Consider the following 25,382-nt stretch of genomic DNA (forward strand, 5'->3'; position numbering starts at 1 on the left):
CCGTCCCGGTTAGTCTATTCTATGTTTATACGTTTCATGCCACTTGGCACATTGAAGGTAAACCTCAAATCTTCTTTATCAAAGGTAATATTATTGTATTCAATATCAACGTTTACACTATCCTCTTTTTGAGCTTCAGCCTGTAGCCCTGTTGGCAGGATTGTCTTTCCGTATTCTTTGTATCCGGGATAGTTTACCGTTAACTTTTGCGGCTCATATCCTCCCTGTTCTATAACCTGTTGCTTTAGTAAAAAGTTAGCCCCTTCAAACAGAAAATGCTTAAAAATATCATAGTCCTCTTTACCGTCCAGGCTGTATAGACCATCCTGTAATCCGGCCTTATACTTTCCTTCTGCAAGATTATCCATGGCACGACCTAAAAGCATGTTCTGTACCTTATTGTAATCTAAGTCAGTTCCCAGCCATTGGCTTAGCATTTCATAATCACCCTCAAAGTATTCTTTTTGGGTATTTACATAATAGCTTACTTTTTCTGGAGTTACTAATGCCTTTGCGACAGGATAGCCCAGTACGCTGGCATTAACCCAAATCATTTCGTCTTTTTTAACCCTTATATCCAGACTAAAACTATACGACTCGCCGCCTCCCTTATAACTGGCAGATGCCCTTATCTGAAGGTTGTTAAAATCTAAAGGGTTCTCGTTATGACCTTTTACTATTTCCTTTACCGATTTTTCAGTATTTGCATTCTTTTCAGCAATAAGTCCCTGTTTCGATTTACATGAAACAAGGGCAAGGGTTAGCAGTAGGGCTACTGTTATTTTTTTCATGGATTATTCTCCCGGTTTTTGCAGTTTATTGGCTTTAGAAAAATAAGCCTCTTTTTTCTTTTCATCTCCCAGCCCGGCATATGCTTCTCCCAGTTGCCTGTTAAAGCCAGCTTCAAGCTCAATATCCTCTACTACAAAGTCCATTCCGTTTTCAAGCCATTCCTTTGCTTTTTTGTACTGTTGCTTTTTGTTTGCTGCAAAACCTGCAAAATAATACAGCCTTGCATGGGTTGGGAACAACTCTGTATACTCAGTCGCTTTAGTATATAGTTCGTCAAAACGCTGGCTTTCCTGATAGGTATACAGCAACAGTTCTATCGCCTCAATATCATCGGCATCGGCAGCAAGGCTCTTTTGAAAGTAATGACCTGCCTGATCAAAATTCCTTTTAGTGAAAAAGAATTTACCTACCTCTTTAGGTACGTTTACTTCCTCATCATCTGCAAAATAATCTACAGCTTTTTCAAGATCGTTATAATACTGAGGGTTGTTGTAGGCAAAAATGATAAACTCATTTAATACCCTATGCTTTATTTTTCTGTCAATTTTTTTACTGCCTAAAATCCTGAACATCGATTTTGCGGCTTCATCTCCCTTATTATTGTTAAGGTTAAATTTGAACAGGCTTACCTGCCCCCAATCGGATTCAGGAATTTCCTTTGCCAGTTTCTCGGCTATCTTTTCGGCCTTTTCCTCCTCATTGCTTTCAGAATACAGGTAAATAAGCTCCAGATAGTTAGACTCTTCCTTAGGATATTTTTTTATCGCTTCTTCCAGATCCTGCTTTTTAGGCTTGTTCAGTTTGTTGTTACTTAAAATCTGTAACTTAAACATCTCCCTTCTTTCGGTTTGCCCTACAGTCTGTTCCAGTTCATTAATAAGTGTAAGTGCCTTGTCAAACTGTTCGGTATACATATAAAGCGACACCAAATCTTCCTGATAGAACTCTTTTCTCCATTCGGTAAGTTTCTGCACTATCGGAATGGCCTTATTAAAATCCTGGGTTTGGTAGTACACATCATATAGTCCTACCCAATACCATCTGTTTTTTGGATCGAGTTCAGTAGCTTTTAAAAAAGCTTTTTCTGCTTCCGGATAGTTCATAAGGGCAAGGTAATTTTTACCTATTTCATGATATACTACCGGGTTATTTGGCTCTTCGGCCCTGCATATTTCCAGAGCGCGAAGTGCCTTATCATAATTTTCTATTCCTTTTTGCTTGAGTGCTTCATAAAAATTATTTTCAAAAACATCGTTAGCCAATGCAATCTGATCCGGCTCCTCCTGGGCACGGGAAACTGCAGGGGCTAAGAGCATCCCTGAAAACAGCAGTCCGCAAAAAAGAATCTTTCTGTTCATTGTATTTATTCTATAATAGAGTAGTCACCAATGCTTATGCTTGTAAACTTACCGTTAAAAGCTGCATGGTTACCTATCATGGCATTATCTAAATGAGCATTTGTAATAACAGCATTAGTTTGCACCAAACTGTTTTTAATAACACTGCTCTCTACTCTCGTATTATTGCCTAACGATACATTAGGACCAACAGTAGCATTTTTAAGCACTACGTTTTCGCCTATAAAGCATGGCGGTACAATAGTACTGTTTTCAAGCACCGCACTTTTTGATATTAGGTTTTCGCCATCGTTATGCAAAAAGTTAAGCATTCTTGAATTGGTCTCAACCGTAACGTTTTTGTTACCACAGTCCATCCATTCGTCTACTTTACCCGGCACAAACTTCATGCCCTTTTGCTTCATGTTTTCAAGCCCGTCTGTAAGCTGGTATTCTCCCCCTTTAACAACATTGTTGTCTAACAGGTACTGAAGTTCCTCACGAAGCGTTTCACCACTTTTAAAATAATAGATTCCTATAATGGCAAGGTCAGACACAAACTCTTTAGGTTTCTCAACAAAATCAACAATTTCATTTTTGTCGTTTAACTGAACCACACCAAAAGCACTTGGGTCTTCTACCTGTTTTACCCAAATTACACTATCGGCTGTAGTATCTAACGTAAAATCGGCCCTGAAAAGTGTATCGGCATAGGCCACAACTATCGGTCCCTTCATAGATTCTTTAGCACTCATAATGGCATGGGCAGTACCTAATGGCTGCTCCTGGTAATAAATACTACCTTTTGCACCCAGCTTTTCGGCAATGGCAACAAGGTCTTTTTCTACCTGAGTACCAAAATCTTTATGTATAATAAATGCTATCTCTTCTATTTCCTGATTTATTACTCCTGCAATATCCTCTACCAACCTGTGTACTATAGGTTTACCTGCTATTGGTATTAACGGTTTTGGTACTGTAAGCGTATGCGGGCGAAGGCGTGACCCCCTTCCTGCCATAGGAACTATTATTCTCATTATTCTTCTTCGTCTTGTATGTTTATATTATTATTTTTTGCAGCCTGCATAAAAATATCAAGCTTGCCTTTTTGTTCTAAGTCCTGGTAATAATATGCTAAGTTCTGTTCAGCATCATGTATATAGGGTGATTGATTTTCAGAATATTTTAAATACGCCTTAAACATATAATCCACTCCTTTTTCATAATCCTGCGATATATAAAATATACGACCTGCCCCAAAATAACCTTCCGGATCTTCCGGATATATTTCAATAAGCTTAACGAAAGATTCTCCTGCAGATTTATAATCTTTAAGCTTTTCATAAGCTGTTCCTATATTCATTAACGGAACTCTACCTGTGGGATCCAACTCTAAAGATTTTTTATAACATTTAATAGCTTCTTTATAGTTATCCATTCTTCTATAACAAATTCCGAGATTATCCCATGCAAAAGCAAATTTAGGGTCAATTTTTACCGCCTTATTATAACTTACAATTGCCATATCATATTTTTCCTCATCAGAATAACTAAGCCCTTCCTCATAAAACTTCATGGCTTTTTTGTTTTTTGACAATGAATTTGCATTTTCCTTATTATCTGAAAACATCAGAGTCTTTACAGCTTTACACTCTTTTTTCATGTAATTCTGTATTTCATCAAAACCTTCGTTAGCTATAATAATGTTACTGCTTACAATAGTATCATTATCTACAATTATCTGTTTTTCTTCTGATTTTCCTGAAAGGGATTCAAAAATCTGATTGTTAATAATCGTATTCCTAATGCATCCATTAATTTTTGCTACTATACTGTCTTTTGGCTGATTTACACTTATTTCATAACAGCATTCGCAAGCTTTATCGGCCAATTCCTTTACTTTTTGGCTGGATATCTTATTTGCATCCTGTGCATAAACAAAAGAGCCCATTGCCAACAATGCAGTAAGGCTTACATTTTTAAAATAATTGGCGGTTTTCATATGTGGTTGGTTTAGTTGGTTACTTTACACCAGTACTACCAAAACCTCCAGCTCCGCGGGTAGTTTCGGTAAGTACTTCTGCTTCCAGCCATTCGGCACGCTCATGTTTGGCAATTACAAGCTGCGCTATTCTTTCCCCATTTTCAATTGTTACCGGTTCGTTAGACAGATTAACTAAAATAACACCAATCTCCCCCCTATAGTCAGCATCAATAGTTCCCGGACTGTTAAGCACCGTTATACCTTTTTTTGCCGCCAGTCCGCTACGCGGCCTTACCTGTGCTTCATACCCTATAGGCAGCTCCATAAAAAGACCTGTTTTTATTATAGCCCTTCCCAACGGACTTAATATTACAGACTCCTCAAGGTTTGCCCTAAGGTCCATGCCTGCAGAGGCGATTGTTTCATAATTTGGTAAAGCGTGATTGGATTTATTAATTATTTTAATTGTCATTACTGGTATTTTATTTATAATTCAAATATATCAAAATCAAATGTAAGTGCCTTCCTTTGGCCGGGCTTATTTGCGCTTTAAAACACGCTGTAGGGTTTCCCTTTCGTTTCGGTATATAAATACCGCATATATAATTATAACAGCCACACCTACAAAATAGTTTTCCCTAAACTTATAAAAATACAGTAAGGAAAGCGCTATGGAAAGCCCCAGATAACCGCCTATCTTTTTCATATCATAAGGAATAGGGTAGTACTTGTTTCCCAAAACATAAGAGATTATCATCATGGTCCCGTATGCGGATATCGTAGCAATTGCCGAACCCATATAGCTGTATTCATGAATAAGTAAAAAGTTAAGAGCTAAGGTTACTATCGCCCCTACTATAGAGATGTAGGCTCCCATCTTAGTTTTATCGGTAAGTTTATACCATACCGAAAGATTATGATAAATTCCTAAAAAGAAATTTGCTATGATTATAAGCGGTACCACCTTCATCCCGTCCCAATAGGACTTATTATCAATAAGGAGGACTTTAAGTATATCTGAAAAAACTACAACACAAACCAATATTACCGAACCGAATATTACAAAGTATTTGGTTATCATGGCATAGGCCTTGGGTGCCGATTCGTTCTTGGCGTAACTGAAAAAGAACGGCTCTATTCCCAGCCTGAATGCTGTGGCATACAGCGTCATGAACAGGGCCAGCTTATAGCAGGCCGAATAGATACCTACTTCTGCTTTGGCTATATTATCCGGCAATAGTTTTTCAAGTAAAATACGGTCAAAAGTCTCGTTAATGGCAAATGCCACACCCGCAACTAAAACCGGCAGGCTGTAACGCATCATCCTTCCCCATAATTCCCTGTCAAAAGACCAGCGAATTTTAAAGTAATGTGGAGCCAGTACCATTAGGGTTAAAAAGCTGGCTATAAGGTTAGACACAAAAATATATCCTATCTGGAAATCTTCTTTATAAATCATTTCCCAAAAGCTCCCCGGATTTGAGGCAGCCCATTTTGGCAGCCAGGCTATGAAAACCACATTAAGGCCGAGGTTTACAAATACATTTCCAATTTTTATAGCTGCATAATATATAGGCCTTCCGTCGGCTCGCAGTTTAGAGAAGGGTATAATTACAAGAGCATCAAGCACTAATATCCAAATGGTATATGTAATGTACTGCACATCGATATCTGACCATTCTGCCAGATAATTTCGCCCTACCAATGCAGCAAAAAGGAAAAATATGGAAGACCAAAAAATGGAAATTGTAGACGTGCTTACAACGTTTCGTGAGCTATCAGTATTATAAAACCTAAAGAAAGAGGTTTCCATACCATAGGCAAGGATAACATTAAAAAATACCATCCACGAGAATATTACCGATACTTCCCCATACTCACTATTAGGGAGATAATCGGTATAAAGCCTTACCAAAAGGAAACTGAGCATGCGTGGCAAAACTGTTGCCAAACCATATACTGCAGTTTGCTTAAAAAGATTTTTATAAAGACTCAAAAGTTAGTTGATTTAGTAAATATAAAAGAACCATCAAATATAGCATCACTATTTGTTCTTTTAGCTACTAAGGTAATAAAAAAAGCCACGCTGTAGCGTGGCTCTTTATAGTTGTGTGTCGTTCAGTTTATTAATTGTTCAAAGCTTCTGCACCACCTACAATCTCAAGAATCTCACCTGTAATTGAAGCCTGACGCGCTTTGTTATAAGTTAATTTCAACTGGTTTCTAAGTTCCGTTGCATTATCGGTTGCTTTATGCATTGCTGTCATACGTGCACCATGCTCAGAAGCAAAAGAGTCGCGGATAGCTTTATACAGCTGCGTTTTTAACGAAAGTGGTATAAGGCTTAATACGATTTCTTCTTTAGACGGTTCAAAGATATAATCTGTTGTAGCATTGCTTTCTACTTCTGTAGCTTCAGCAGGAGCTAACGGTAAAAACTGTTCTGTTTTTACAATTTGGGTAGCAGCATTTTTAAAATGGTTATAAACCAGTTCAATCCTGTCATACTGACCCTCTGCAAACTTATCCATAAGTGTTTGTGCAATAACCGCTACGTTTTCAAAAGTAAGGCTATCAAATACAGCACTTTGGTTATCTATAATGTTGCAGGTCTTTTTTAAGGCATCATTACCTTTTTTACCAATAGCTAAAACATCAACCTTTTTACCTGCATAAACAGACTGAAGGTTTTTAACCTGTTTTATCACATTAGCATTAAAGGCACCACACAATCCCCTGTTTGAAGTAATAACAACAACAAGTACATTGTTTACCTCGCGTTGCTCAGCAAATGCACCTCCGTTATCACCTTCTAGGGTAGCGCTAAGGTTTTGTAATAGTTCTGTAAGCTTTTCAGAATAAGGCCTCATAGCCGTAATAGCATCCTGAGCTTTTTTAAGCTTGGCAGCAGAAACCATTTTCATCGCACTTGTAATTTGCATAGTCGATGAAACCGAAGCAATCCTGTTACGTATTTCCTTTAAGTTTGCCATTTGTTATATGGTATTGAGTATTGAGAAGTGAGTATTGAGATTCAACATCTCACCGCTCAATACTTAAATCTAAAATCTAATTAATATTTTGCAGAAACTTCAGCAGCAGCTTTCTCAAGTACATCTGTAAGCTCATCTGTAAACTTACCTGCCTTAAGCGCATCAAGAGTATCTCTGTGCTTAGCGTTTAGGTACTCGATATAGTCTTTTTCAAACTCTTTTACTTTGCTTACAGGAACTTTTCTAAGTAGGTTTTTAGTACCTGCATAGATAATAGCTACCTGATCTTCTACAGTATAAGGGTCGTTTACAGCCTGCTTAAGGATCTCAACGTTTCTTCTACCTTTTTCAATTACGTTTAATGTAGCAGCATCAAGGTCAGAACCAAATTTAGCGAAAGCTTCAAGCTCACGGAACTGTGCCTGGTCTAACTTAAGAGTACCAGATACTTTTTTCATTGATTTGATCTGAGCGTTACCACCTACACGAGATACAGAGATACCTACGTTGATAGCCGGACGTACACCTGAGTTGAATAGATCTGACTCAAGGAATATCTGACCGTCAGTAATCGAGATAACGTTTGTTGGGATATAAGCAGAAACGTCTCCAGCCTGAGTTTCGATAATAGGAAGAGCAGTTAATGAACCACCACCTTTAACGATTGGTCTTAACGACTCAGGAAGGTCGTTCATTGTTTTAGCGATATCATCATCAGCAATAACCTTAGCAGCACGCTCTAATAATCTTGAATGAAGATAGAAAACGTCTCCAGGGTAAGCCTCACGTCCCGGTGGTCTTCTAAGTAGAAGGGAAACCTCACGGTAAGCAACAGCCTGCTTAGATAAATCATCATAAATAATAAGTGCAGGACGACCGGTATCACGGAAGTACTCACCTATTGCAGCACCAGCGAACGGAGCATAAACCTGCATTGGAGCAGGATCTGAAGCGTTAGCAGCAACGATAACTGTATAAGCCATTGCTCCTTTTTCTTCTAATGTTTTTGCAATACCAGCTACTGTAGAAGCTTTTTGACCTACAGCAACATATATACAGAATACAGGCTTACCTGCATCATAGAATTCTTTTTGGTTAAGGATGGTATCGATACAAACAGTTGTTTTACCTGTTTGACGGTCACCAATAACAAGCTCACGCTGACCACGTCCTACTGGAATCATGGCATCAACCGCTTTAATACCTGTTTGTAGCGGCTCAGTTACCGGCTGACGGAAGATAACTCCCGGAGCTTTACGCTCAAGAGGCATCTCATAAAGATCACCACCTATTGGGCCTTTACCATCAATTGGGTTACCTAGAGTATCAACTACACGGCCTACCATTTCTTCACCTACTTTAAGTGAAGCGATACGCTGTAGTCTTTTTACAGTAGAACCTTCTTTAATCCCAATTGAAGGGCCAAGCAATACTACGCCCACATTGTCTTCCTCAAGGTTCAATACAATACCTTCTAACCCGTTGTCAAACTGAACTAACTCACCATATTGAGCGTTCGATAGACCGTAAATACGGGCAATACCGTCACCTACCTGAAGAACAGTTCCTACTTCTTCTAATGTAGCACCCGATTCAAAACCGGACAATTGTTTCTTTAATATTGCTGAAATTTCAGCAGGTTTAATTTCTGCCATCTTACTTTATAATTTAAACACTATTGTGTGGTAAATACTAATTACTTAATTCTCGTTTTAATGTTAACAACCTGTTGGCAACAGATGCGTTAAACTGCTTATCTCCTATTCTTAAGATAAATCCTCCTATTATTGATGGATCAACTATATTTTCAATGGTGATTTTCTTATCTGAAAACTCTTTTATTTTTGCCAATACCTTAGCTTCAAGTTCAGCAGTAATAGGGAAAGCTGTTGTTACCTTAGCCGTTTCAAGCCCGTTTGCCACATCAAACTGTTTGCCGTATTGTACAGCTACCTGTTCAAGGATCTTAAATCTTTTATTTTCGTGTAAAAGACGGAATAATCCTTTAGTGATGCTTTGCGATGCCGAAAAAACTTCGTTTAATGCACTCTCCTTTACCTCTGCCTTAATAGTAGGGCTATTGATAAAGCTGTTAAGCTCATTATTTTCCTTAATTGTAGATGCTATAAGAGCCATATCCTCGTTAACCTGCACCGCTACGTTTGTAGCCTGTGCCATTTCAAGGATTGCCTTAGCATATCTTACTGCAGCTCTTGAACCTGTCATAAGATTAGTTTAATTTTACGTCCTCTAACATTTTCTCAACTAATGTAGTTTGAGCAGCATCGTTAGATAGTTCCTGTTTAAGTATTTTCTCTGCAATTTCAAGTGAAAGGCCTGATACCTGAGCCTTAAGCTCTGCCATAGCAGCATTTTTCTCGCTGTTGATAGTAGCTTTAGCCTGCTCGATCATTTTCTCACCCTGTAGCTGAGCCTCATGCTTAGCATCAGCGATCATTTTTTCTTTGATCTCTCTGGCTTCTTTCATCATTGCATCTCTTTCAGCTCTGGCTTCCTGGATAATTCTTTCGTTATCAGCCTGTAGGTTTTGCATCTCTTTACGAGCAGCCTCAGCAGCAGCTAAAGCATTAGCGATACCTTCTTCTCTTGCAGTAATGGCATCCATAATTGGCTTCCATGCAAATTTTGCTAATAATACTAAAAGGATTATCAGGATAACTGCCTGATAGAAAAACAACCCGAATGAAAAATCGTTAATTAACTTTTCCATTATATATGTCTAATTAAGTTCTTTTAAATTTAAATCAATAATTCAAAACAACACCTGCAGCCAACCGCTGCAGGTATTTGTTTTTTAGTTTTAATTAAGCTGCGAAAAGAGCTGCAAAAGCAACACCTTCAAGAAGCGCAGCGATAATGATCATCGCAGTCTGGATTTTACCAGCAGCCTCAGGCTGACGAGCAATAGCGTCCATTGCAGAACCACCGATTTTACCTAAACCAAGGCCAGCACCTATTACTACTAAACCTGCTCCAATAATTCCTGGAATTGTCATAACTATTTGATTTATTTAATTAAAAAATTCTTACTCTTATTATATTATTATCGGCTCCTCTTCTGTGTGAGCGTCATGATCTTCTTCATGGTGATGATCCTGTACAGCCATACCTATAAACAGTGCCGAAAGCATTGTGAATACAAAAGCCTGAAGGAAAGCAACAAGTATTTCTATGATAGAGATAAATAATGTTAATCCGAAGAATGAAGGCCCTGCGATCCAGTTTTTGAATACGAAGATCAGACCCAGTAAGCTCATTACTACAATGTGACCCGCAGAAATGTTAGCGTAAAGACGTATCATTAACGCAAACGGCTTTGTAATAGTACCTAAAATCTCGATAGGTATTAAAGCTATCTTCATTAGTACCGGTACATCCGGCATCCAGAAAATGTGTTTCCAGTAATCTTTGTTTGCACTAAACTGTGTAACAAAATAGGTAAATAAAGCTAAACATGCAGTAATTGCAATATTACCAGTAACGTTAATTCCAAGTGGAGTTAAACCTAAAAGGTTAAGGATAAGAATAAAGAAGAATACAGTTAAAAGGTAACCCATAAACTTTCTGTATTTCTTTTCACCTATGTTAGGTAAAGCTACTTCGTCTCTAATAAATATTATAAGCGGCTCTAATACTCTGCCAAGACCTGTAGGTATAGGACCTTTCTTGTATGATTTTGCTAGACCAATAAAGAATACAAATAATAGTATAGAAGTAACAAGCATAGCCACTACGTTTTTCGTGATTGAAAAATCAAGAGGCATTGCATTTGTTGGGTGATGATGTTCATCAAAACTTAATGTTCCCTGAGCATCTGTCTTATATATTTTACCGTGGTATAACGCGTAGTAGTTACCGTCTGCCTCTGCAATTTCCTCACCGTGGTGGAATTTTGAAGAAGAGAATACTTTTAAACCATTATCTAATAAGATAACAGGAAGCGGGAAACCATAATGCTTTCCTGTAGCTTCATCTGAAAAGAAAGTGAAATCGTGAGCATCCTGTAAGTGATGATCAATAAACGCTTTAATTTTTCCTTTTTCATCAGCCGGTTCATGGTTTTCGGCTGCGTGATGTTCTGCTGTGTGAGCAGTAGCCTGGTTATTAACCTGTAGGGAATCTTCTACAGGATTTGCCATAGCAATAAACGGAACTACAGCAATAAGGGCTGTTAGCGTGTTTTTAAGTGATTTTACGTGAAACACCATCTTATTAAATATCTTAATTTTACGGTCCTTAAATTTTGTGCAAAGGTACATTTTTAATTAATATTCCAATATTATTGCGCAAAAAAATTTACCGTAATTTCAGATTATGATGTTTATTATTACTTATTGTTTAATAAACGAGCTGTATAATAGGCCTCTATTATCAAAAACAAAATGAAAATCACAAAAAAATTAATTTTTTCTGTGGGGTTTTCGCTTAGTTTATTTATTACAGGCCTGGCCAAAACATAGCTTATAGCCATTTTTGCCCCGGTTAAAAACAAAAAAGCATAACCTAACTGTTCCCTGTTTTTTCCTGAAATAAATATAAGTACTGATATGATTACTGCCGAAAACACGAAAAAGAATAGGTAAACAACAGAAATCGGATATATAAAATCATCTGTAGCTAATCCTATATCCGGTATTAAATAAAGTAAAGTATTAAGGCCAAATAAAACAATGGCAATAATTGCTAATTGTAAAAGTGCTGATGCGTATTTTTTCTTCATTTATTTATTCAATTCGTTTACCTGCCTTATAACATTATACATGGCTATAGCTACACCTATAAGTGCAAAGAGTATTCTGTTTGGGTTAGAGGTGTTGCCATACTTATCGTCCAGCCAGCCCCCAAACCAGGCAAACAAAAAAATAATAATCCCCATTTGAATGGGGATATTAATAAGTGCAATCCATTTATTGCGTTTGTTTTTATCCTGCTTGTTGCTGCTCATTTTTTTTAGCCAAAGGCTTTACGGCATTCTTCATGGTACAGGTTGCAGTAAATTCGGCTCCCGGTTCTACCGAAAGCTTATTTACTATTACCTCCCCCTTAATTGTTGCTTTAGATTTTACATTAAGCAGTTCAGATACTTCTATTTTGCCTTCAAAGTTGCCCTCAATATCGGCATTGGTACAGTTAATGTCTCCTGTTACGCTACCGGCAGGGCCTATAACAATTTTACCCTGTGAAGTAAAGTTTCCTATTAGTTCGCCGTCAAGGCGAAAATCGGCTTTAGAAATAATATCTCCCTTTATCATCGTTCCCTCTACAATTCTATTCGTTTTGCCTAAGTCTGTTGTGGTTGATTTTTGAGATTTGTCAAACATGCTTATTTAATTGCTAAAAATTCTGTAAAGTTCTTTTTAATTTGTACTACCTTATAATCTTCGGTTGATATTACATAAGGCGTTTCGGTTATTTTATAGTCTTTATAATCCTTAAGAATAGAAACAGCATCTACAGCCGCCTCTTTACTGTTAAAGCCATGCATAACGATAAAGTTTTCGTTTACCGTATAAATATCGTTAGACAGTGTAATGCTCCTGTTATGGCTTTCGTCTATATACTTTTTAAGCTTATCAATAAGTTGTTTCATATCCGGATTCTCTGCCGTAGGCTCAAATTTGAAAACAATTTTCCAGCTCACTGCCAAATTACCAAAATCAACTTTCTCTAATGTTGGGATATCTTTGCTAAGTATTGTCTCTGCTTTTTTACCTTCTTCCTTATTAGGATAGTTAAGGGCTACATAATTAAGGGCATTTTTAAACTCTTCTATCCCTTTAAGCCTTCCCGTAATATTTGCCTTAAGCAGTTCAAACTTGGAAACAACATCTTCTCCGGTATATGTATCAATCGCTTCTTCCACTAAAGGATATACTTCTCTTAGTTTTCCTTCTTCATATTGCTTGAACAGGTTTGCATAAACCGCTTCCGGACTCTGATTGTTGTTTTGCTCTGCAGAAGGGTTTCTGATGATTTCTGCATAACGGCTGTCCGGGTATTCGTTTAATATCTGCTGCTTATATAACTCTGCCCTTTCCGGATTAATAATCTGGTATATTTTGTACAGATTATATTTAGACGGAAGCACAAGTCTTTCTTCTGGATCGTTTACCAAAAGCTTTTCAAACTTATCGGCCGCCCTTTGGTATTCCTTAAACTTATCCTTATAAATGTTACCCAACTGGTAATAAGCAAAATTTCTTTCTTTAGCCAAACTGTCTATTACCTTTTGAGAAGTTGGTAACTGCCCTATATAAAAATCCGGACTGTATCTTGGATTAAATCCTTCCTCTCCTTTTGACGATGCTACCGCTGTGCTATCTGTTTCAGTTTCGCTACCTGAATTGTTTTTACTTTTATTTTCTGAAGACCATCTCCAGTTATCGGTAAGCTGCCTGTTGCCCCACTTTCTTTGGAAATCCATGCGGCCGTAAGAAACCATGGAAGAGTTATAGAAGTAAAACGTTCCTCCTTGCTGACCTGCCGACTGTGGACTAGTAGTTGTTTGAGAATTTGCCGATTGTAAAGTAGGTTTCATTCCCTGATTTTGTGCTAACGCAGCATCTTTACTCATTGCTGAAAACTGATCCATAGAAGTATTATTACCTGCCTTTGCGGTTACGGATGACTGATTTCCGCCATTATTAGCCCTGCTCATATTCTCGGCAATCTGGGCCTCTTTTTCCAGTCTTTCTCTTTCTCTTTCGTCGGCCTCTTTAAGTTTTACGATAAAGTCCTCAAAATATCGAACTCTTTCAGCATCAGTCATTGCTACTAAACTAAGAATACTGTCATTAGTTTGTGCAATACCTTCATATTTAATAACGTCATCGAGATTATCCCTTTTCTTTTTTATCGCTCTAAATTCCCTTGTTCTGTTATCCAGGAATACAAGAGTACTGTCATAATACTTTCCTGCTTTTACATATTCGGCATTTTTAAAGTATATCTCAGCAATATTTCTATGGTCAGAGGCTGCCAGGTATTTATCCTGCGGATTTTTGCGAAGTGAGTAATTATAGTATTCAACAGCTTTGTCGTCTATTTCCTGATTGTCGTAAAAAAGACCGACCTGATAATTGATAATATCAAGATAAGGCCTGTTTTCTCTGTCTTTTAAAAGTTTTCTGTAGTTTTCCATAAAAACAAGAGTATCGCCGTTTTTATAGTCAAACTGAGCAGCCTGTCTTGCGTGAGCCTGAATGGTATACATTCTCGGCGATCTCCTTTTCATGTCTATAACAGTCTGAAACTCTGCAAAGGCACTGTCAGGATATTCAAGGCTTTCATATAACTGCCCCAGTATAAAATGGTAACGTGCTTTCTCCTCATTTCTTTTTGTAAATTCAGCAGCTTTTTTAAGCACATACACAGCACTGTCTTTAGAGCCGGTTGCTATATAAGCCTGAGCAAGGATAGCATTACCGTCGGCAAAAATCTGCTCGTCTATTTTAGATTTTTCGCTTAAAAGCTGTTTTAGGTTTTTTATGGCAATCGCCTCATTCTCCAGCCTAAGGTTTGTTTTTTCCCTCCAGACTTTTGCTTCAAAAATCTTGTCGCTTGTTGGGTACTTATACAGTATGTAATTTAAAGCCTCTAGCGCAGGTATAAACCTGTTTTGATAATATCTTGATTTACCCAGTAAAAGGTGTGCCTCATCCATTTGCGGATTCTTTTCGCTACCTCCCAAATTCATCGAATGTTTTTGTATGGCTTTAATCGCTTTGTCTTCAGCTCTCGAAAAGTCAGGATTTTTTTCGCTTTCCTTTTGCTTTTCTTTTGCCTCTTTACCAACCGCAATAGGCTTATCTACTTCCTTGGCTTTAGCGGGCATACGCTCTATGGGCAACAGTTCCCAAAAATTATCGGAGTATGTGGTTTTAAGGTCCTCAATCCCTTTATCAAGGGCAACATTACCATTGTACAGTACATTATATTCTGTAGTAACTGCGTGGTAATTGCGGTTTACAAAAGAGTTCTTTTTGGTTGAACAGGCAACCAAAAAGGCAAATGCTCCCGTTAGGGCTATATATTTATAAGTACTGGTTTTCAACGCAAAAGATTTTTTATCCTTAACTTTTAAAATCGATTTTTAGTATTAAGGAGTGGTAAAAATACGTTTCTTTTTTTATTATATGCAAAAAAAGGGGATGCAAAAAAAATCCCCCGAAACTTCGGGGGACACCTATATATACTATACTGCAAAAAATTCTTCGAGCTCCCTTAGTGTTTCCTGAGAGGTTATAATGTCTTTAACCACCTCTCCTTTATGAAGTGCTACAATACGATTGCTTACCTCTATTGTATGAGCTAAATCATGGCTTGAAACAAGCACTGTTGTATTACCGTCTTCTGCAAGCTCTTTTATTATCTTTTTAAGTCTGAATTGTGTTGTTGGGTCCAGATTAGCAAACGGCTCATCAAGTATTACTACCTCAGGCTTGCCAATAAGCGCTGCTATTATGCCTACTTTTTTTTGGTTACCTTTAGAAAGGTCTCTTAGATATTTTTTCCTGTTAAGAATCTCTCCATTAAAAAAGTCTTCATGCTTAGTTAAAAGAGCATCAACATCTGCTTTGTTCCATCCTCTTAATTCACCTATAAAGTAAAAGTACTCTTCCGGAGTAAGATAACCTATTAGGAATGTCTCATCTATAAATGCCGAAGTAAACGGCTTCCACCCTTCGCTTTCGTTAACTTTAATACTATTTGTAGTAATATATCCTTGTGTAGGCTGAATTAAATCCAGTAGAAGGCTAAAGAAAGTTGTTTTTCCTGCACCGTTATTACCTACCAGGCCAAAACTTTCGCCTTTAGGTATATCAAGGTTAGGTATGTTTAATACGGTGGTTCCGTTATATACTTTTTTAAGATTATGTACTTGTATCATGATATATGTTGGTTTTTTGATTGATTAGTTTTTTTGTTTATATGCCGCAAGCGTATCATACTTCTCCGATTTGTAAATACGCTCAATTAAAGCGAATACTTTATTCCTGAAAGCAAAGCCCAATATACCAGCCAACACTACTAAAGCATATCCTGCCTCGGGACTATAGAAATAATAGCCTATTCCGTAAAGTATTAATGGTAATACAAGCTTAGGCATTGAAATAAGGAAAACCTTAAGGTTAAAAGCTTTTTTATCACCAAAAGCCTGTTTGCTTGAAGCAAGGTCTATAGGTGTTTTTATAAACGCCCCGCCCAAAAGTACCAAATAAGAGTTTACACCTATATTATATACTGCCCCAATAAGGATAAGTATATATACCTCCCAACCAAAATACAGGTAAAAAGAACTTATAATTGCCGAAACCAATGTACCTATAACTATAAGCCACCATTTTGATGCTATATATTCTTTGTATTGTATATTCTGGCTCATCATAAGAGGATAGTAAGCACTGTCCCAGCTTGGTACAAACTGCCCAAAGGTGAACAGGAAACCACCACTTACAAATATGGCAGCAAACATTTTCCATATTGGCGTATCATACATTTCTAAAGCACCGGTAAAAAATAACATTCCGTAAAACAGGAAAACAATACTTATAAACACTGTGGTTTTAGATCTTTTATTCCTGCGAATAAGCTTAATGTCGTTTTTAAGGAAGGTTCCCAATGTGCCAAACTGATTAAGCCATGTATACTCCTCTGTTTTTGCTTCCTCATGCTTGCTTGTAAGTCCGGCATCAAGATATAGGTTCTTATAAAAATATTTATAGGTAACAATCCCCAATCCAACTACTATAAGTAGCGGAACAACAAAAGCATATCCTGTTGTATACAATGCATGAAAAACAGGCCCCGTATAATCGGTTAAATCAAATATGCCAAAATACTGAAGGCCTCCAAATGCCAGTATCAATCCTATAAAGATGGCAAACAGGCCGTCTTTATTGTTAAGCAGTAAGTTAAGAAAATTATTACTGTATATAATAGCCAGCATGCTTATGTGCCAAAACACAACATGCAGGGTGTCGTAGCCCTCAACCAACAATTTTATTGAAAAAGGCACAAAGAAGAAAGCGTGCATTATATTGAAGAAAGAAACCATGGTTTTCCCCAATGCAAAATTCACGATAGTGCTTCGTTTTACTGGAAGCGGTAATAACGGCCGTATGTTTATTACAGGTATTTTTTGGAAAAAAAGCCTTATAACCAAATCAAAAACAATATAGTAAATAAGGTATTTGCTTATAAGCTCTAAAGGATCTGAAGCCAGGCCACTATCTTTAATCATATCAAAGCTAAAAAAGCCAAGTGCAAGAAATACAAGCGTAAAATATATTGCCCCAATAGCCATAAATACTTTTATAGCTACGTTTCCGGCAAAGGACTTAGACCTTAAGAATGCTTTCCATTCCAGGCTCAGTAATTTTCTAAACATCATTATGTTATTTTGGTTTGTTATTTATATGTAGTAAAACTAACCGAAATGTTACACTTTTAATTCTGCTTTAATACAGCATATTCCGGATAGGTTTCATTAAGAAGTCTTTCTGCCTTAGAAATAATTACATAAAGTATAATATACTCATAAAGCGCAAATAATACTATTGCTGTTGCCATAATCCATTGTGCTGTTACAGTATATTCATCTTTAAATAAAGACTGAATAAAATTATAGGGTATAAAAAAAATAAACGAGATACCTCCGCAACGAAAAATAGTTTCTTCCAACATCCAGCGGCGGCCTGTTTTCTTTACTTTTTTATTATACTGCCTGTTAAGCACAAAAAAGCGTACAATACTAAACAGTAGTATTGCTAAAGCCAAAACACCTGCTGTTATCGGGTGTATATACTGCATTGCTTTTACCACAAAGAGTATTAGTGCCAGCGTAAGCATTATTTTAGGTAGTTTAAAAAACTCCTTAAAGTACCCCCATAAAATCTTATTGTATTTTTTTTGAAGTGCCAGTTGTCTTTTTTCAACTATACCGGTAAATCCAAATATGCCAAACTTCTTAAACTCTGCCTTAAGTGCATCATCAAAAGAAAGCTGTGGCTGTTCTGTCCATTTTTCTTCTATGGCATTTGCAAGGTGGTCTACCAGTTCAACCTGCAGGTCATAGTAGTATACAAAATGTTTTTTTGTAAAGTCATACAGTTTCTCAACCTCTTCATCAGAAATTTTTTTTATCTCATCATCCTTCATATCTCAGTTTGTATTTTTTAATTTGTTTTTAAATACTTTATTGCATATCGCTCTCGACATCTAGAAATTGCTAAAAGCAACACTATTATAAATGCTAAAAAAAATGATGAATTATATTGCATAATTACATAATATAAGCCTTTGGTATTTCGATAAAAAGAAAGAGAGCAAAGATTTATCACACTAAAAAACAGATAGAAAAGTCCATACATCTGTACCAGTGCCTTAAATACTGATATTTTTTTATTTCCTCTTCCAAACCATAGAAATGAAATGGCAATTGGAATCAGAAAACAATATGCATGGGTTGTTATATCTTGTCCTTCCACATAATGAATCATATAATATTTTACAGATCCAAACACCAGTATAAACAATAGAAAACCTAAAGGGCTTGCTAATGTTTCCCAATAATAACGTGCTGCCTTTATAAAAGACTGTTGTTTTGTTTTTTTATAAAGCTGAATTAGCTCTTGCACATTGCTGTAAAAATATTCTTCTGCATTTGTATAAAAATCACCTTCTTTTTCTTCCAGTTCTGTGGCGATATGATCCAGCATTTCATACCTAAGATCAATATATTTTATACCTAAACCCAACAACTGGTCTTCTATTAACTGTAATTGCTGCTGTGTTAACATAATAATTAAAATTCTACTTCCGGATTAATTTTTGAGTTAACCAGGCTTTGCATATTCTTTATAAATCCCTCCAGTTCTGCTAAGCGGTTAACGGTCTCTTTCTGGCCGTTTTCGGTAAGCTTGTAATACTTTCGCAGCCTGTTGCCCACTTTCTCCACTTCCACATCAAGAAAACCTTCTCCCTCAAGCTTGTGCAATGCCGGGTATAATGCACCTTCGGTTATATTCAGTTCGCCATTAGTTAGTGCCTTTACCTTTTGGGTAATTTCATAGCCATACATCCTGCCGTTTTCTTCCAGCAGTTTCATAATTATAGTGGTAAGGCTGCCCTTATATAGTTGGGAGTTTTTCATTGTGCATATTTACAGCGCAAATATAATACATAAATATCTTATGCATAAAATTTTTATGTATGTTTATTTTAAAATTATTGCTTTATTTCCTTTACAGGATTGCTTATTTTTGCAGGTAAAATACAAAGTATGTCAACATTTCACTCACTTACAATAAAAGACATAAGGAGAGAAACTCCTAACGCGGTTTCAATTGCATTTGAAATTCCGGCTAATTTAAAAGACGAATATAAATTTATTGCAGGCCAGTATATTAACATCAAAACACACTATAACGGCGAAGAAGTAAGAAAAGCATATTCTATTTGCTCTTCTCCAAACGGAAATGAGCTGAGAGTAGCCATTAAAGCGGTTAAAAATGGTGGTTTTTCTGTTTTTGCGAACGAAAAACTATCTGTTGGGGATACAATGGAAGTAGGCGTGCCTGAAGGCAAATTTACTTTTGAACCTAAAAGCGACCGCCAGCGCAACTATGCTGCTTTTGCCGCGGGTAGCGGTATTACTCCTATACTTTCCATTATCCATTCGGTGTTGGAAAATGAACCGGAAAGTACTTTTGTACTGGTATATGGTAACAAAACTCCGGACGAAACTATTTTCCACCAATACCTGCATGAGCTACAGCAAAAATATGTGGGCCGTTTCTTTATCCAGTTTGTTTACAGTCAGGCAAGGGCAGAAGATTCCCTTTTTGGAAGGATAGACCGTGCTGCAGTTAACTTTGTTGTGAAGAACAAGCACAAAGAAAAAGAGTTTGCTAAGTTTTACCTGTGCGGACCGGAAGAAATGATTAAAACCGTAAGCGAAGTGCTTAAAGAAAATAATGTTCCTGAAAAGAGCATTAAGTTTGAGCTTTTCTCTACACCTATTGCAGAAAAGAAAATTGATGATAATCTTGACGGACAAACTAAAATAACTATCCTTGTTGATGATGAGGAGACTACTTTTGTTATGTCTCAAAAAATGACCATTCTTGATGCTGCCCTTAAGCAGGGTATAGATGCTCCTTACTCTTGTCAGGGCGGTATATGCAGCAGCTGTATGGGACGAATTACAAACGGTACTGCCGAAATGAAAAAGAACGCTATTCTTACCGATGGCGAAATTGCAGAAGGGCTTACACTTACCTGCCAGGCACACCCAACATCTTCAGAAATTTATATTGATTTTGACGACGTTTAATCGTCTCATTTATAGAAACAAAAAAAGGATGCTTTCAGCATCCTTTTTTATTTGTTAAGTATTTGATTTATTCTCTTTACCACGCTTTCAGGCACTATTGTTCTCATAACGTCTTCATAGCCTTCAACCTTTTTATTCCCGTAAATTGAAGTAGGAAGCAACGGATATTTTTCTCTGTCTGACACCAACAGATTTTCCTCCGGTTGATTAAACGGGGCAAAACCCGCATAAGGATGTGTCGCTCCCCAAAGTGTAACCGTATCTACTCCCAGCATGGCAGCCATGTGGGCATTACCACTATCCATACTTAACATCACGTCAAGATTGCTTATAAGCTGTAATTCCTGGGTTAGGGTTAGTTTTCCTGCCACTACCACAACATTGCTAATAGTATTAGCAAACCGGTTAAGCACCTCGATTTCTTTAGCCCCTCCTCCAAAAAGGAATATTTTATTCGCTTTATTCTCTGCCAAAAGGCTAATAACCTCCTGCATTAAATCTTGAGGATATACTTTTCCATCATGTTGGGCAAAAGGAGCAATGCCTATCCATTTTTCCGTTTTAGCGCCTGTAACAGCTAATACATCCTGTGTAAGGATATGCTTTTCCGGAAATACAGGAACACTTACATCTATAGCAAAACCCAACTGACGAAATGTTTCGGCATGTCTTTGTACTATAGGGGTAAGCGGTTTAAAAATTTTATTTTCCGCACGGGTAAGGGCTTTTTTCTCTTTACGGACCTTATCAGTAGTTGCTGTCTTTTTACCGGAAAGGGCAAATAGCCTGGTAACTATTTTAGAGCGCAGCACATTATGCAAATCAGCTACGGCATCTATGTCCCGTTTTTTAAGTTCACGGTACAGTTTAAACAGTCCGCCAAAACCTTTATGCCTTCCTTTTACATCGGCTTCATAAAAAGAAACATTAGGAATGCCCTCAAAAAAAGGCTTGAAAAAGCCTCTTGAAAGTACGGTTAGCTTTACCTCAGGGTGTTGTAAAGCTAAGGCTCTCAACACGGGTACAGTCATAGCGACATCACCCATTGCAGAGAGCCTTATTACAAGTATATGCTTTATACCCGCCATGTGCAGGTTTTATTTTTTGTTTTGGTATAAAACAGGGTTTAATTCCTCGTCGTTGTACATTTTCATCTGTTTGTACACTTTCATGAATTTATCACCATTTTCAATATCAGTTAAAAGATCGTCTATAGAAGTAGAAAGATCTTTTTTCTGCTCTAAAAGTACGTTTAGCTTTTCCTGACATTTAGCCCTGTGCTCAGGAGATGCACCTTCACGGGTAGCCTCTTCCTGCATGTGGTATATTTTAAGGGCAAGGATAGAAAGCCTGTCTATAGCCCAAGCTGGACTCTCAGAGTTTATCTTTGCATTTTCCTTAGGTTTAACATCCTGATATTTTTGTAAAAAATAACTGTCTATATATTCCACCATATCCGTTCTTTCCTGGTTAGAAGCGTCAATTCTTCTTTTTAGGGCAAGTGCCTCAACAGGATCAATTTCAGGATTACGGATAATATCTTCAAAGTGCCATTGTACTGTATCAATCCAGTTTTTGGCATATAATAAATGTTCAATTTTATCCTTGCTGAAAGGATTATTTATCGGCTGATCTACATTATCAAACTGATGGTAATCGTTGATACTCTGTTCAAAAACCGGGAATGCTATTTTAGAAAACATAGGGTTAAATTTTATTTTACAAATATAGTTTTAATACTTTTAACCTGCTAATACTAATTGAAAAGCCATGCATATTCATAATTTATCAGAAAATAATAGTGTGCTTAACCATTTTCTGGCACAAATTCGTGATGTAAATATCCAAAAGGATACCATGCGTTTCAGGAAAAATATTGAACGGATTGGGGAGATCATGGCTTTTGAGATAAGTAAGACTTTGGAGTATGCCCCTGTAGAAATTACTACTCCTTTAAGCACAAAAAGCACTTCGCTACTTAAAAATGGCATGGTAGTTTGCTCCATATTAAGGGCCGGGCTTACCCTGCATAACGGATTGCTTAATTTTTTTGATGCGGCAGAAAGCGGCTTTGTTTCGGCATATCGATACCACCCCAATAATGACGATTTCTTCATTATACAAACACAGTATCAGGCTGTACCAGACCTAACCGGAAAAACCCTGATATTAGCCGACCCTATGCTGGCTACCGGCCTATCGCTGGAAGCGGTGTTTAAAAACCTTATGGCAAACCAAACCCCAAAAGAAATTCATATTGCTGTAGTTATTGCCGCTCCCGAAGGGATTGAGCATCTAAAAGCGACATTGCCAAACAATTGTCATTTATGGATTGCCGATACTGATGAGCGCCTTAATGAACACAAATATATTGTTCCCGGACTTGGAGATGCCGGAGACCTGGCTTACGGTAACCGATTATAATTGTGAGAAAAACAGGAAAACGGTAATAATTACTATTAATGCCACTATGCTTTCCTTTACCCACTTAACTTTTTGACTTTCAATAAAGTTTGCTCCCATAATTGCCAAGGGTGCAAAAGTAAACGCAAGGAAACTATTATTCTTATCGGCAGAAAGTACATATATCCCTACACCAATAAGGAACGAAAAAATTACCTTTTTGTAAGACGAGTGCAGGTTAAGGGGTTTTGACGATAACATACCTACCTGTGCCACCGCAAATAAAATCGCAATGGAAGAAAACACTGCCAAGGCAATATTTTGGTATACATTTTCAAAATAAGTAAAGTCAAAACTAATCCTCATTTCGGCATAAAGGTCATAAAACAATTCGTTGCCAAAAAGTAGAACGATCATGGCATACATAGAAACCATGGCAAAAAAGGCTATAAAAGGTATAATCCAGTTGCGATAATCTCTAGAAACGTGAAAAATTATGGATATAAATACCAGTATAATATAAATAATACACCAAAAATGGAACAGTGCCGCAGCAAATATCCAGAAGGATGCATCAAATATTTTTTCCTTGGGAGTAATAAGTGACTGTAACGAAATCAGTCGCCTTAAAGCAAGCAATAAAAAGAAGTTTGATATAATGATTTTAGTGTTTACCAATATGGTAGGAAACAGAACTAAAAACATCATAAACAGGAACATAGCATAGGTATTGTCCTTGCTTAGGGTGTTTCTTCTGGTAATAAAATTTACAAGGAAAACCGAAAAAGCCAATAAAAGGAAAAGACCTACTTTTTCGAATATCATGTAGTAATATTCTGTCCAGTAAGTGTCCTTAAAAAGGTATGCGAAATAGAAAAAAACTAACAGCACACCAATTAAAGCATAATTTATCGGCCTCGATTTATTAAAAACACTTGCCAGCATGTGAATATTTTATACTTTTGTGATTGTAAATATAATACTTGTTTAAAAATGAGAGCATTTTTTGAAGGAATAGATTACCTATTTGTACACATACTATTTGCACCACTTGACTTTTTTAGAGCTTTAGAGCTTAAGAACTGGTGGACAGCTAATATAATTACATGGATTTTTATCATTATATGCTGCGCGGCAACCTGGTACTGGATTAAGCAATTGAAAGTTTTCAAAGCTAATAACGACGATAACCAGGATACCACAGCACACTCTTTCTTATCCTAGATCGAAACCGATATCCTTTCTAAAATACATCTTATCAAAATTTAGCTTGTCTATATTTTGATAAGATTTTTTTATGGCCTCTTTGTAATCTGCACCATATGAGGTTACAGCCAGTACACGCCCGCCATTTGTTACCACATTACCGTTATCATCTTTAGTACCGGCATGGAAAACAATAGAATCTTCTACTTTGTCAAGGCCTGTTATTACTTTACCTTTTTCATAATCTTCAGGATACCCTCCGGAAACCATCATAATAGTTGCCGCACTTCTTTCGTCAATTTCAAAAGCGGTTTGTGCCAGCGTACCATTAGATAATGCTTTAAAGGCTTCTACAAGGTCTGATTTGATTCTTGGTATAACAACCTCTGTTTCCGGGTCGCCCATCCTTACGTTATATTCAATAACAAACGGATCGTTACCTACTTTTATAAGACCGATGAATACAAATCCTTTGTATTCTATATTATCATTTTTAAGCCCCTGTATTGTTGGCTTAACGATTCTTGTTTCTATTTTCTCTAAAAACCCGGCATCAGCAAAAGGAACCGGAGAAACTGCTCCCATACCCCCCGTATTAAGGCCTGTGTCGCCTTCTCCAATACGTTTGTAGTCTTTAGCCATAGGTAACAGCTTATAGCTCTCTCCATCGGTTAAAACGAAGCAGCTAAGCTCTATACCGTCTAAAAACTCTTCGATTACAACTTTAGTACTCGCCTGACCGAATTTAGCATCCACAAGCATATTTCTAAGCTCCTGTTGTGCTTCGGCAAGATCGTTTAATATAAGTACCCCTTTACCGGCTGCAAGTCCGTCTGCTTTTAATACATAGGGAGCCTTAAGCGTTGTAAGGAATTCACATCCCTGCTCCACGGTTTCTTTTGTAAAGCTCTCATAAGCAGCTGTAGGTATATTATTCTTAACTAAGAATTTTTTAGCAAACTCTTTACTTCCCTCCAGTTCGGCACCATGCTTAGACGGCCCTATAACCGGAATATTTTTTAAAGCCTCGTCGTTCTTAAAATAATCATATACTCCTTTTACCAGCGGGTCTTCGGGACCAACTACTACCATCCCTATGTTTTCCTGCTGCACTAGTTGTCTTACAGCTTCAAAATCAGTTGGGCTTATGTTTACATTGTTTGCAATAGCCGATGTTCCTGCGTTACCAGGTGCAACAAATAATTTAGAACACTGCGGGCTTTGCAGCATTTTCCAGGCCAGTGCGTGCTCTCTTCCTCCAGATCCCAGTAATAAAATATTCATATGAATTGATAATTATTGCGATAAAT

Annotated in this window: 28 protein-coding genes; 3 read left to right on the forward strand and 25 right to left on the reverse strand. The window is 37.2% G+C overall.

The window, feature by feature from the left end:
• Positions 1-14: 14 nt before the first annotated feature.
• The 21 genes from FUA48_RS03810 to FUA48_RS03910 all read right to left on the reverse strand — a co-directional run bounded on the left by FUA48_RS03810 (position 15) and on the right by FUA48_RS03910 (position 19,281).
• Positions 15-791, reverse strand: a complete 777-nt coding sequence (locus tag FUA48_RS03810) for a DUF4292 domain-containing protein (RefSeq protein ID WP_147582298.1) — start codon at positions 789-791, stop codon at positions 15-17.
• Positions 792-794: 3 nt separating this feature from the next.
• Positions 795-2,150: a tetratricopeptide repeat protein gene (locus FUA48_RS03815; RefSeq protein ID WP_147582300.1), complete on the reverse strand. Its 1,356-nt coding sequence runs from the start codon at positions 2,148-2,150 to the stop codon at positions 795-797.
• A 5-nt stretch (positions 2,151-2,155) separates the two neighbouring features.
• The gene (locus FUA48_RS03820; RefSeq protein ID WP_147582301.1) at positions 2,156-3,166 is read right to left on the reverse strand and encodes a sugar phosphate nucleotidyltransferase; all 1,011 of its coding nucleotides are present in this window, start codon (positions 3,164-3,166) and stop codon (positions 2,156-2,158) included.
• Entirely contained in the window at positions 3,166-4,131 is a 966-nt protein-coding gene (locus FUA48_RS03825) for a tetratricopeptide repeat protein (protein ID WP_147582303.1), read from the reverse strand. Before FUA48_RS03825 ends, FUA48_RS03820 begins: the two co-directional genes overlap by 1 nt.
• A gap of 19 nt (positions 4,132-4,150) precedes the next feature.
• Positions 4,151-4,585, reverse strand: a complete 435-nt coding sequence (dut, locus tag FUA48_RS03830; protein ID WP_129750541.1) for a dUTP diphosphatase — start codon at positions 4,583-4,585, stop codon at positions 4,151-4,153.
• A 66-nt stretch (positions 4,586-4,651) separates the two neighbouring features.
• Positions 4,652-6,109 (reverse strand): oligosaccharide flippase family protein, encoded by a 1,458-nt coding sequence (locus FUA48_RS03835; protein WP_147582305.1) that lies wholly within the window; start codon positions 6,107-6,109, stop codon positions 4,652-4,654.
• 130 nt (positions 6,110-6,239) lie between these two features.
• Positions 6,240-7,106 carry an ATP synthase F1 subunit gamma gene (gene atpG, locus FUA48_RS03840; RefSeq protein ID WP_147582307.1) on the reverse strand — a complete coding sequence of 289 codons (867 nt, stop codon included), beginning with the start codon at positions 7,104-7,106 and terminating at the stop codon, positions 6,240-6,242.
• An 80-nt stretch (positions 7,107-7,186) separates the two neighbouring features.
• A complete protein-coding gene (gene atpA / locus FUA48_RS03845) occupies positions 7,187-8,761 on the reverse strand; it encodes a F0F1 ATP synthase subunit alpha (RefSeq protein ID WP_147582309.1) in 1,575 nt (524 codons plus the stop codon).
• Positions 8,762-8,798: 37 nt separating this feature from the next.
• Positions 8,799-9,332: an ATP synthase F1 subunit delta gene (gene atpH / locus FUA48_RS03850; RefSeq protein WP_147582311.1), complete on the reverse strand. Its 534-nt coding sequence runs from the start codon at positions 9,330-9,332 to the stop codon at positions 8,799-8,801.
• Positions 9,333-9,336: 4 nt separating this feature from the next.
• Complete coding sequence (locus FUA48_RS03855; RefSeq protein WP_147582313.1) at positions 9,337-9,837, reverse strand: F0F1 ATP synthase subunit B; 501 nt, start codon at positions 9,835-9,837, stop codon at positions 9,337-9,339.
• A gap of 94 nt (positions 9,838-9,931) precedes the next feature.
• Entirely contained in the window at positions 9,932-10,123 is a 192-nt protein-coding gene (gene atpE / locus FUA48_RS03860) for an ATP synthase F0 subunit C (protein ID WP_147582315.1), read from the reverse strand.
• A 39-nt stretch (positions 10,124-10,162) separates the two neighbouring features.
• The gene (gene atpB / locus FUA48_RS03865) at positions 10,163-11,335 is read right to left on the reverse strand and encodes a F0F1 ATP synthase subunit A (RefSeq protein WP_147582317.1); all 1,173 of its coding nucleotides are present in this window, start codon (positions 11,333-11,335) and stop codon (positions 10,163-10,165) included.
• A gap of 119 nt (positions 11,336-11,454) precedes the next feature.
• Positions 11,455-11,847, reverse strand: coding sequence for a DUF6168 family protein (locus FUA48_RS03870; protein WP_147582319.1), 393 nt, complete (start codon positions 11,845-11,847; stop codon positions 11,455-11,457).
• Positions 11,848-12,072 (reverse strand): AtpZ/AtpI family protein, encoded by a 225-nt coding sequence (locus tag FUA48_RS03875; RefSeq protein WP_147582321.1) that lies wholly within the window; start codon positions 12,070-12,072, stop codon positions 11,848-11,850. It lies immediately after the preceding gene.
• Positions 12,050-12,448 (reverse strand): bactofilin family protein, encoded by a 399-nt coding sequence (locus FUA48_RS03880; RefSeq protein WP_147582323.1) that lies wholly within the window; start codon positions 12,446-12,448, stop codon positions 12,050-12,052. Before FUA48_RS03880 ends, FUA48_RS03875 begins: the two co-directional genes overlap by 23 nt.
• A 2-nt stretch (positions 12,449-12,450) precedes the next feature.
• Positions 12,451-15,180: a type IX secretion system periplasmic lipoprotein PorW/SprE gene (porW, locus tag FUA48_RS03885; RefSeq protein ID WP_147582324.1), complete on the reverse strand. Its 2,730-nt coding sequence runs from the start codon at positions 15,178-15,180 to the stop codon at positions 12,451-12,453.
• 141 nt (positions 15,181-15,321) lie between these two features.
• Positions 15,322-16,017, reverse strand: a complete 696-nt coding sequence (locus tag FUA48_RS03890) for an ABC transporter ATP-binding protein (RefSeq protein ID WP_147582326.1) — start codon at positions 16,015-16,017, stop codon at positions 15,322-15,324.
• 24 nt (positions 16,018-16,041) lie between these two features.
• Complete coding sequence (locus FUA48_RS03895) at positions 16,042-17,517, reverse strand: DUF5687 family protein (RefSeq protein WP_147584954.1); 1,476 nt, start codon at positions 17,515-17,517, stop codon at positions 16,042-16,044.
• Between the two features lie 59 nt (positions 17,518-17,576).
• Positions 17,577-18,287, reverse strand: coding sequence for a hypothetical protein (locus tag FUA48_RS03900; protein WP_147582328.1), 711 nt, complete (start codon positions 18,285-18,287; stop codon positions 17,577-17,579).
• A 17-nt stretch (positions 18,288-18,304) separates the two neighbouring features.
• The gene (locus FUA48_RS03905) at positions 18,305-18,928 is read right to left on the reverse strand and encodes a hypothetical protein (RefSeq protein WP_147582330.1); all 624 of its coding nucleotides are present in this window, start codon (positions 18,926-18,928) and stop codon (positions 18,305-18,307) included.
• A gap of 5 nt (positions 18,929-18,933) precedes the next feature.
• Positions 18,934-19,281: a PadR family transcriptional regulator gene (locus FUA48_RS03910; RefSeq protein ID WP_147582332.1), complete on the reverse strand. Its 348-nt coding sequence runs from the start codon at positions 19,279-19,281 to the stop codon at positions 18,934-18,936.
• Positions 19,282-19,410: 129 nt separating this feature from the next.
• On the opposite strand from FUA48_RS03910, the gene FUA48_RS03915 reads away from it, so the two are divergent.
• Positions 19,411-20,463, forward strand: a complete 1,053-nt coding sequence (locus tag FUA48_RS03915) for a ferredoxin--NADP reductase (RefSeq protein WP_147582333.1) — start codon at positions 19,411-19,413, stop codon at positions 20,461-20,463.
• A 47-nt stretch (positions 20,464-20,510) separates the two neighbouring features.
• Here the strand turns inward: FUA48_RS03915 and FUA48_RS03920 are convergent, their stop codons facing one another.
• Together FUA48_RS03920 and FUA48_RS03925 are read right to left on the reverse strand one after the other, a co-directional pair.
• A complete protein-coding gene (locus FUA48_RS03920; RefSeq protein WP_147582334.1) occupies positions 20,511-21,551 on the reverse strand; it encodes a glycosyltransferase family 9 protein in 1,041 nt (346 codons plus the stop codon).
• A 9-nt stretch (positions 21,552-21,560) separates the two neighbouring features.
• A complete protein-coding gene (locus FUA48_RS03925; RefSeq protein ID WP_147582335.1) occupies positions 21,561-22,166 on the reverse strand; it encodes a DUF4254 domain-containing protein in 606 nt (201 codons plus the stop codon).
• A gap of 67 nt (positions 22,167-22,233) precedes the next feature.
• On the opposite strand from FUA48_RS03925, the gene upp reads away from it, so the two are divergent.
• The gene (gene upp, locus FUA48_RS03930; RefSeq protein ID WP_147582336.1) at positions 22,234-22,887 is read left to right on the forward strand and encodes a uracil phosphoribosyltransferase; all 654 of its coding nucleotides are present in this window, start codon (positions 22,234-22,236) and stop codon (positions 22,885-22,887) included.
• Here upp and FUA48_RS03935 read toward each other — a convergent pair.
• A complete protein-coding gene (locus tag FUA48_RS03935) occupies positions 22,882-23,757 on the reverse strand; it encodes a DUF6427 family protein (protein ID WP_240732543.1) in 876 nt (291 codons plus the stop codon). The genes upp and FUA48_RS03935 overlap by 6 nt on opposite strands.
• A 102-nt stretch (positions 23,758-23,859) precedes the next feature.
• On the opposite strand from FUA48_RS03935, the gene FUA48_RS03940 reads away from it, so the two are divergent.
• Entirely contained in the window at positions 23,860-24,090 is a 231-nt protein-coding gene (locus tag FUA48_RS03940; RefSeq protein ID WP_129750561.1) for a DUF6341 family protein, read from the forward strand.
• On the opposite strand, the gene purD is transcribed toward FUA48_RS03940, so the two are convergent.
• Positions 24,082-25,356, reverse strand: a complete 1,275-nt coding sequence (gene purD / locus FUA48_RS03945) for a phosphoribosylamine--glycine ligase (protein WP_147582338.1) — start codon at positions 25,354-25,356, stop codon at positions 24,082-24,084. The genes FUA48_RS03940 and purD overlap by 9 nt on opposite strands.
• Positions 25,357-25,382: the final 26 nt, after the last annotated feature.

Source organism: Flavobacterium alkalisoli, assembly GCF_008000935.1.
Lineage (GTDB): Bacteria > Bacteroidota > Bacteroidia > Flavobacteriales > Flavobacteriaceae > Flavobacterium > Flavobacterium alkalisoli.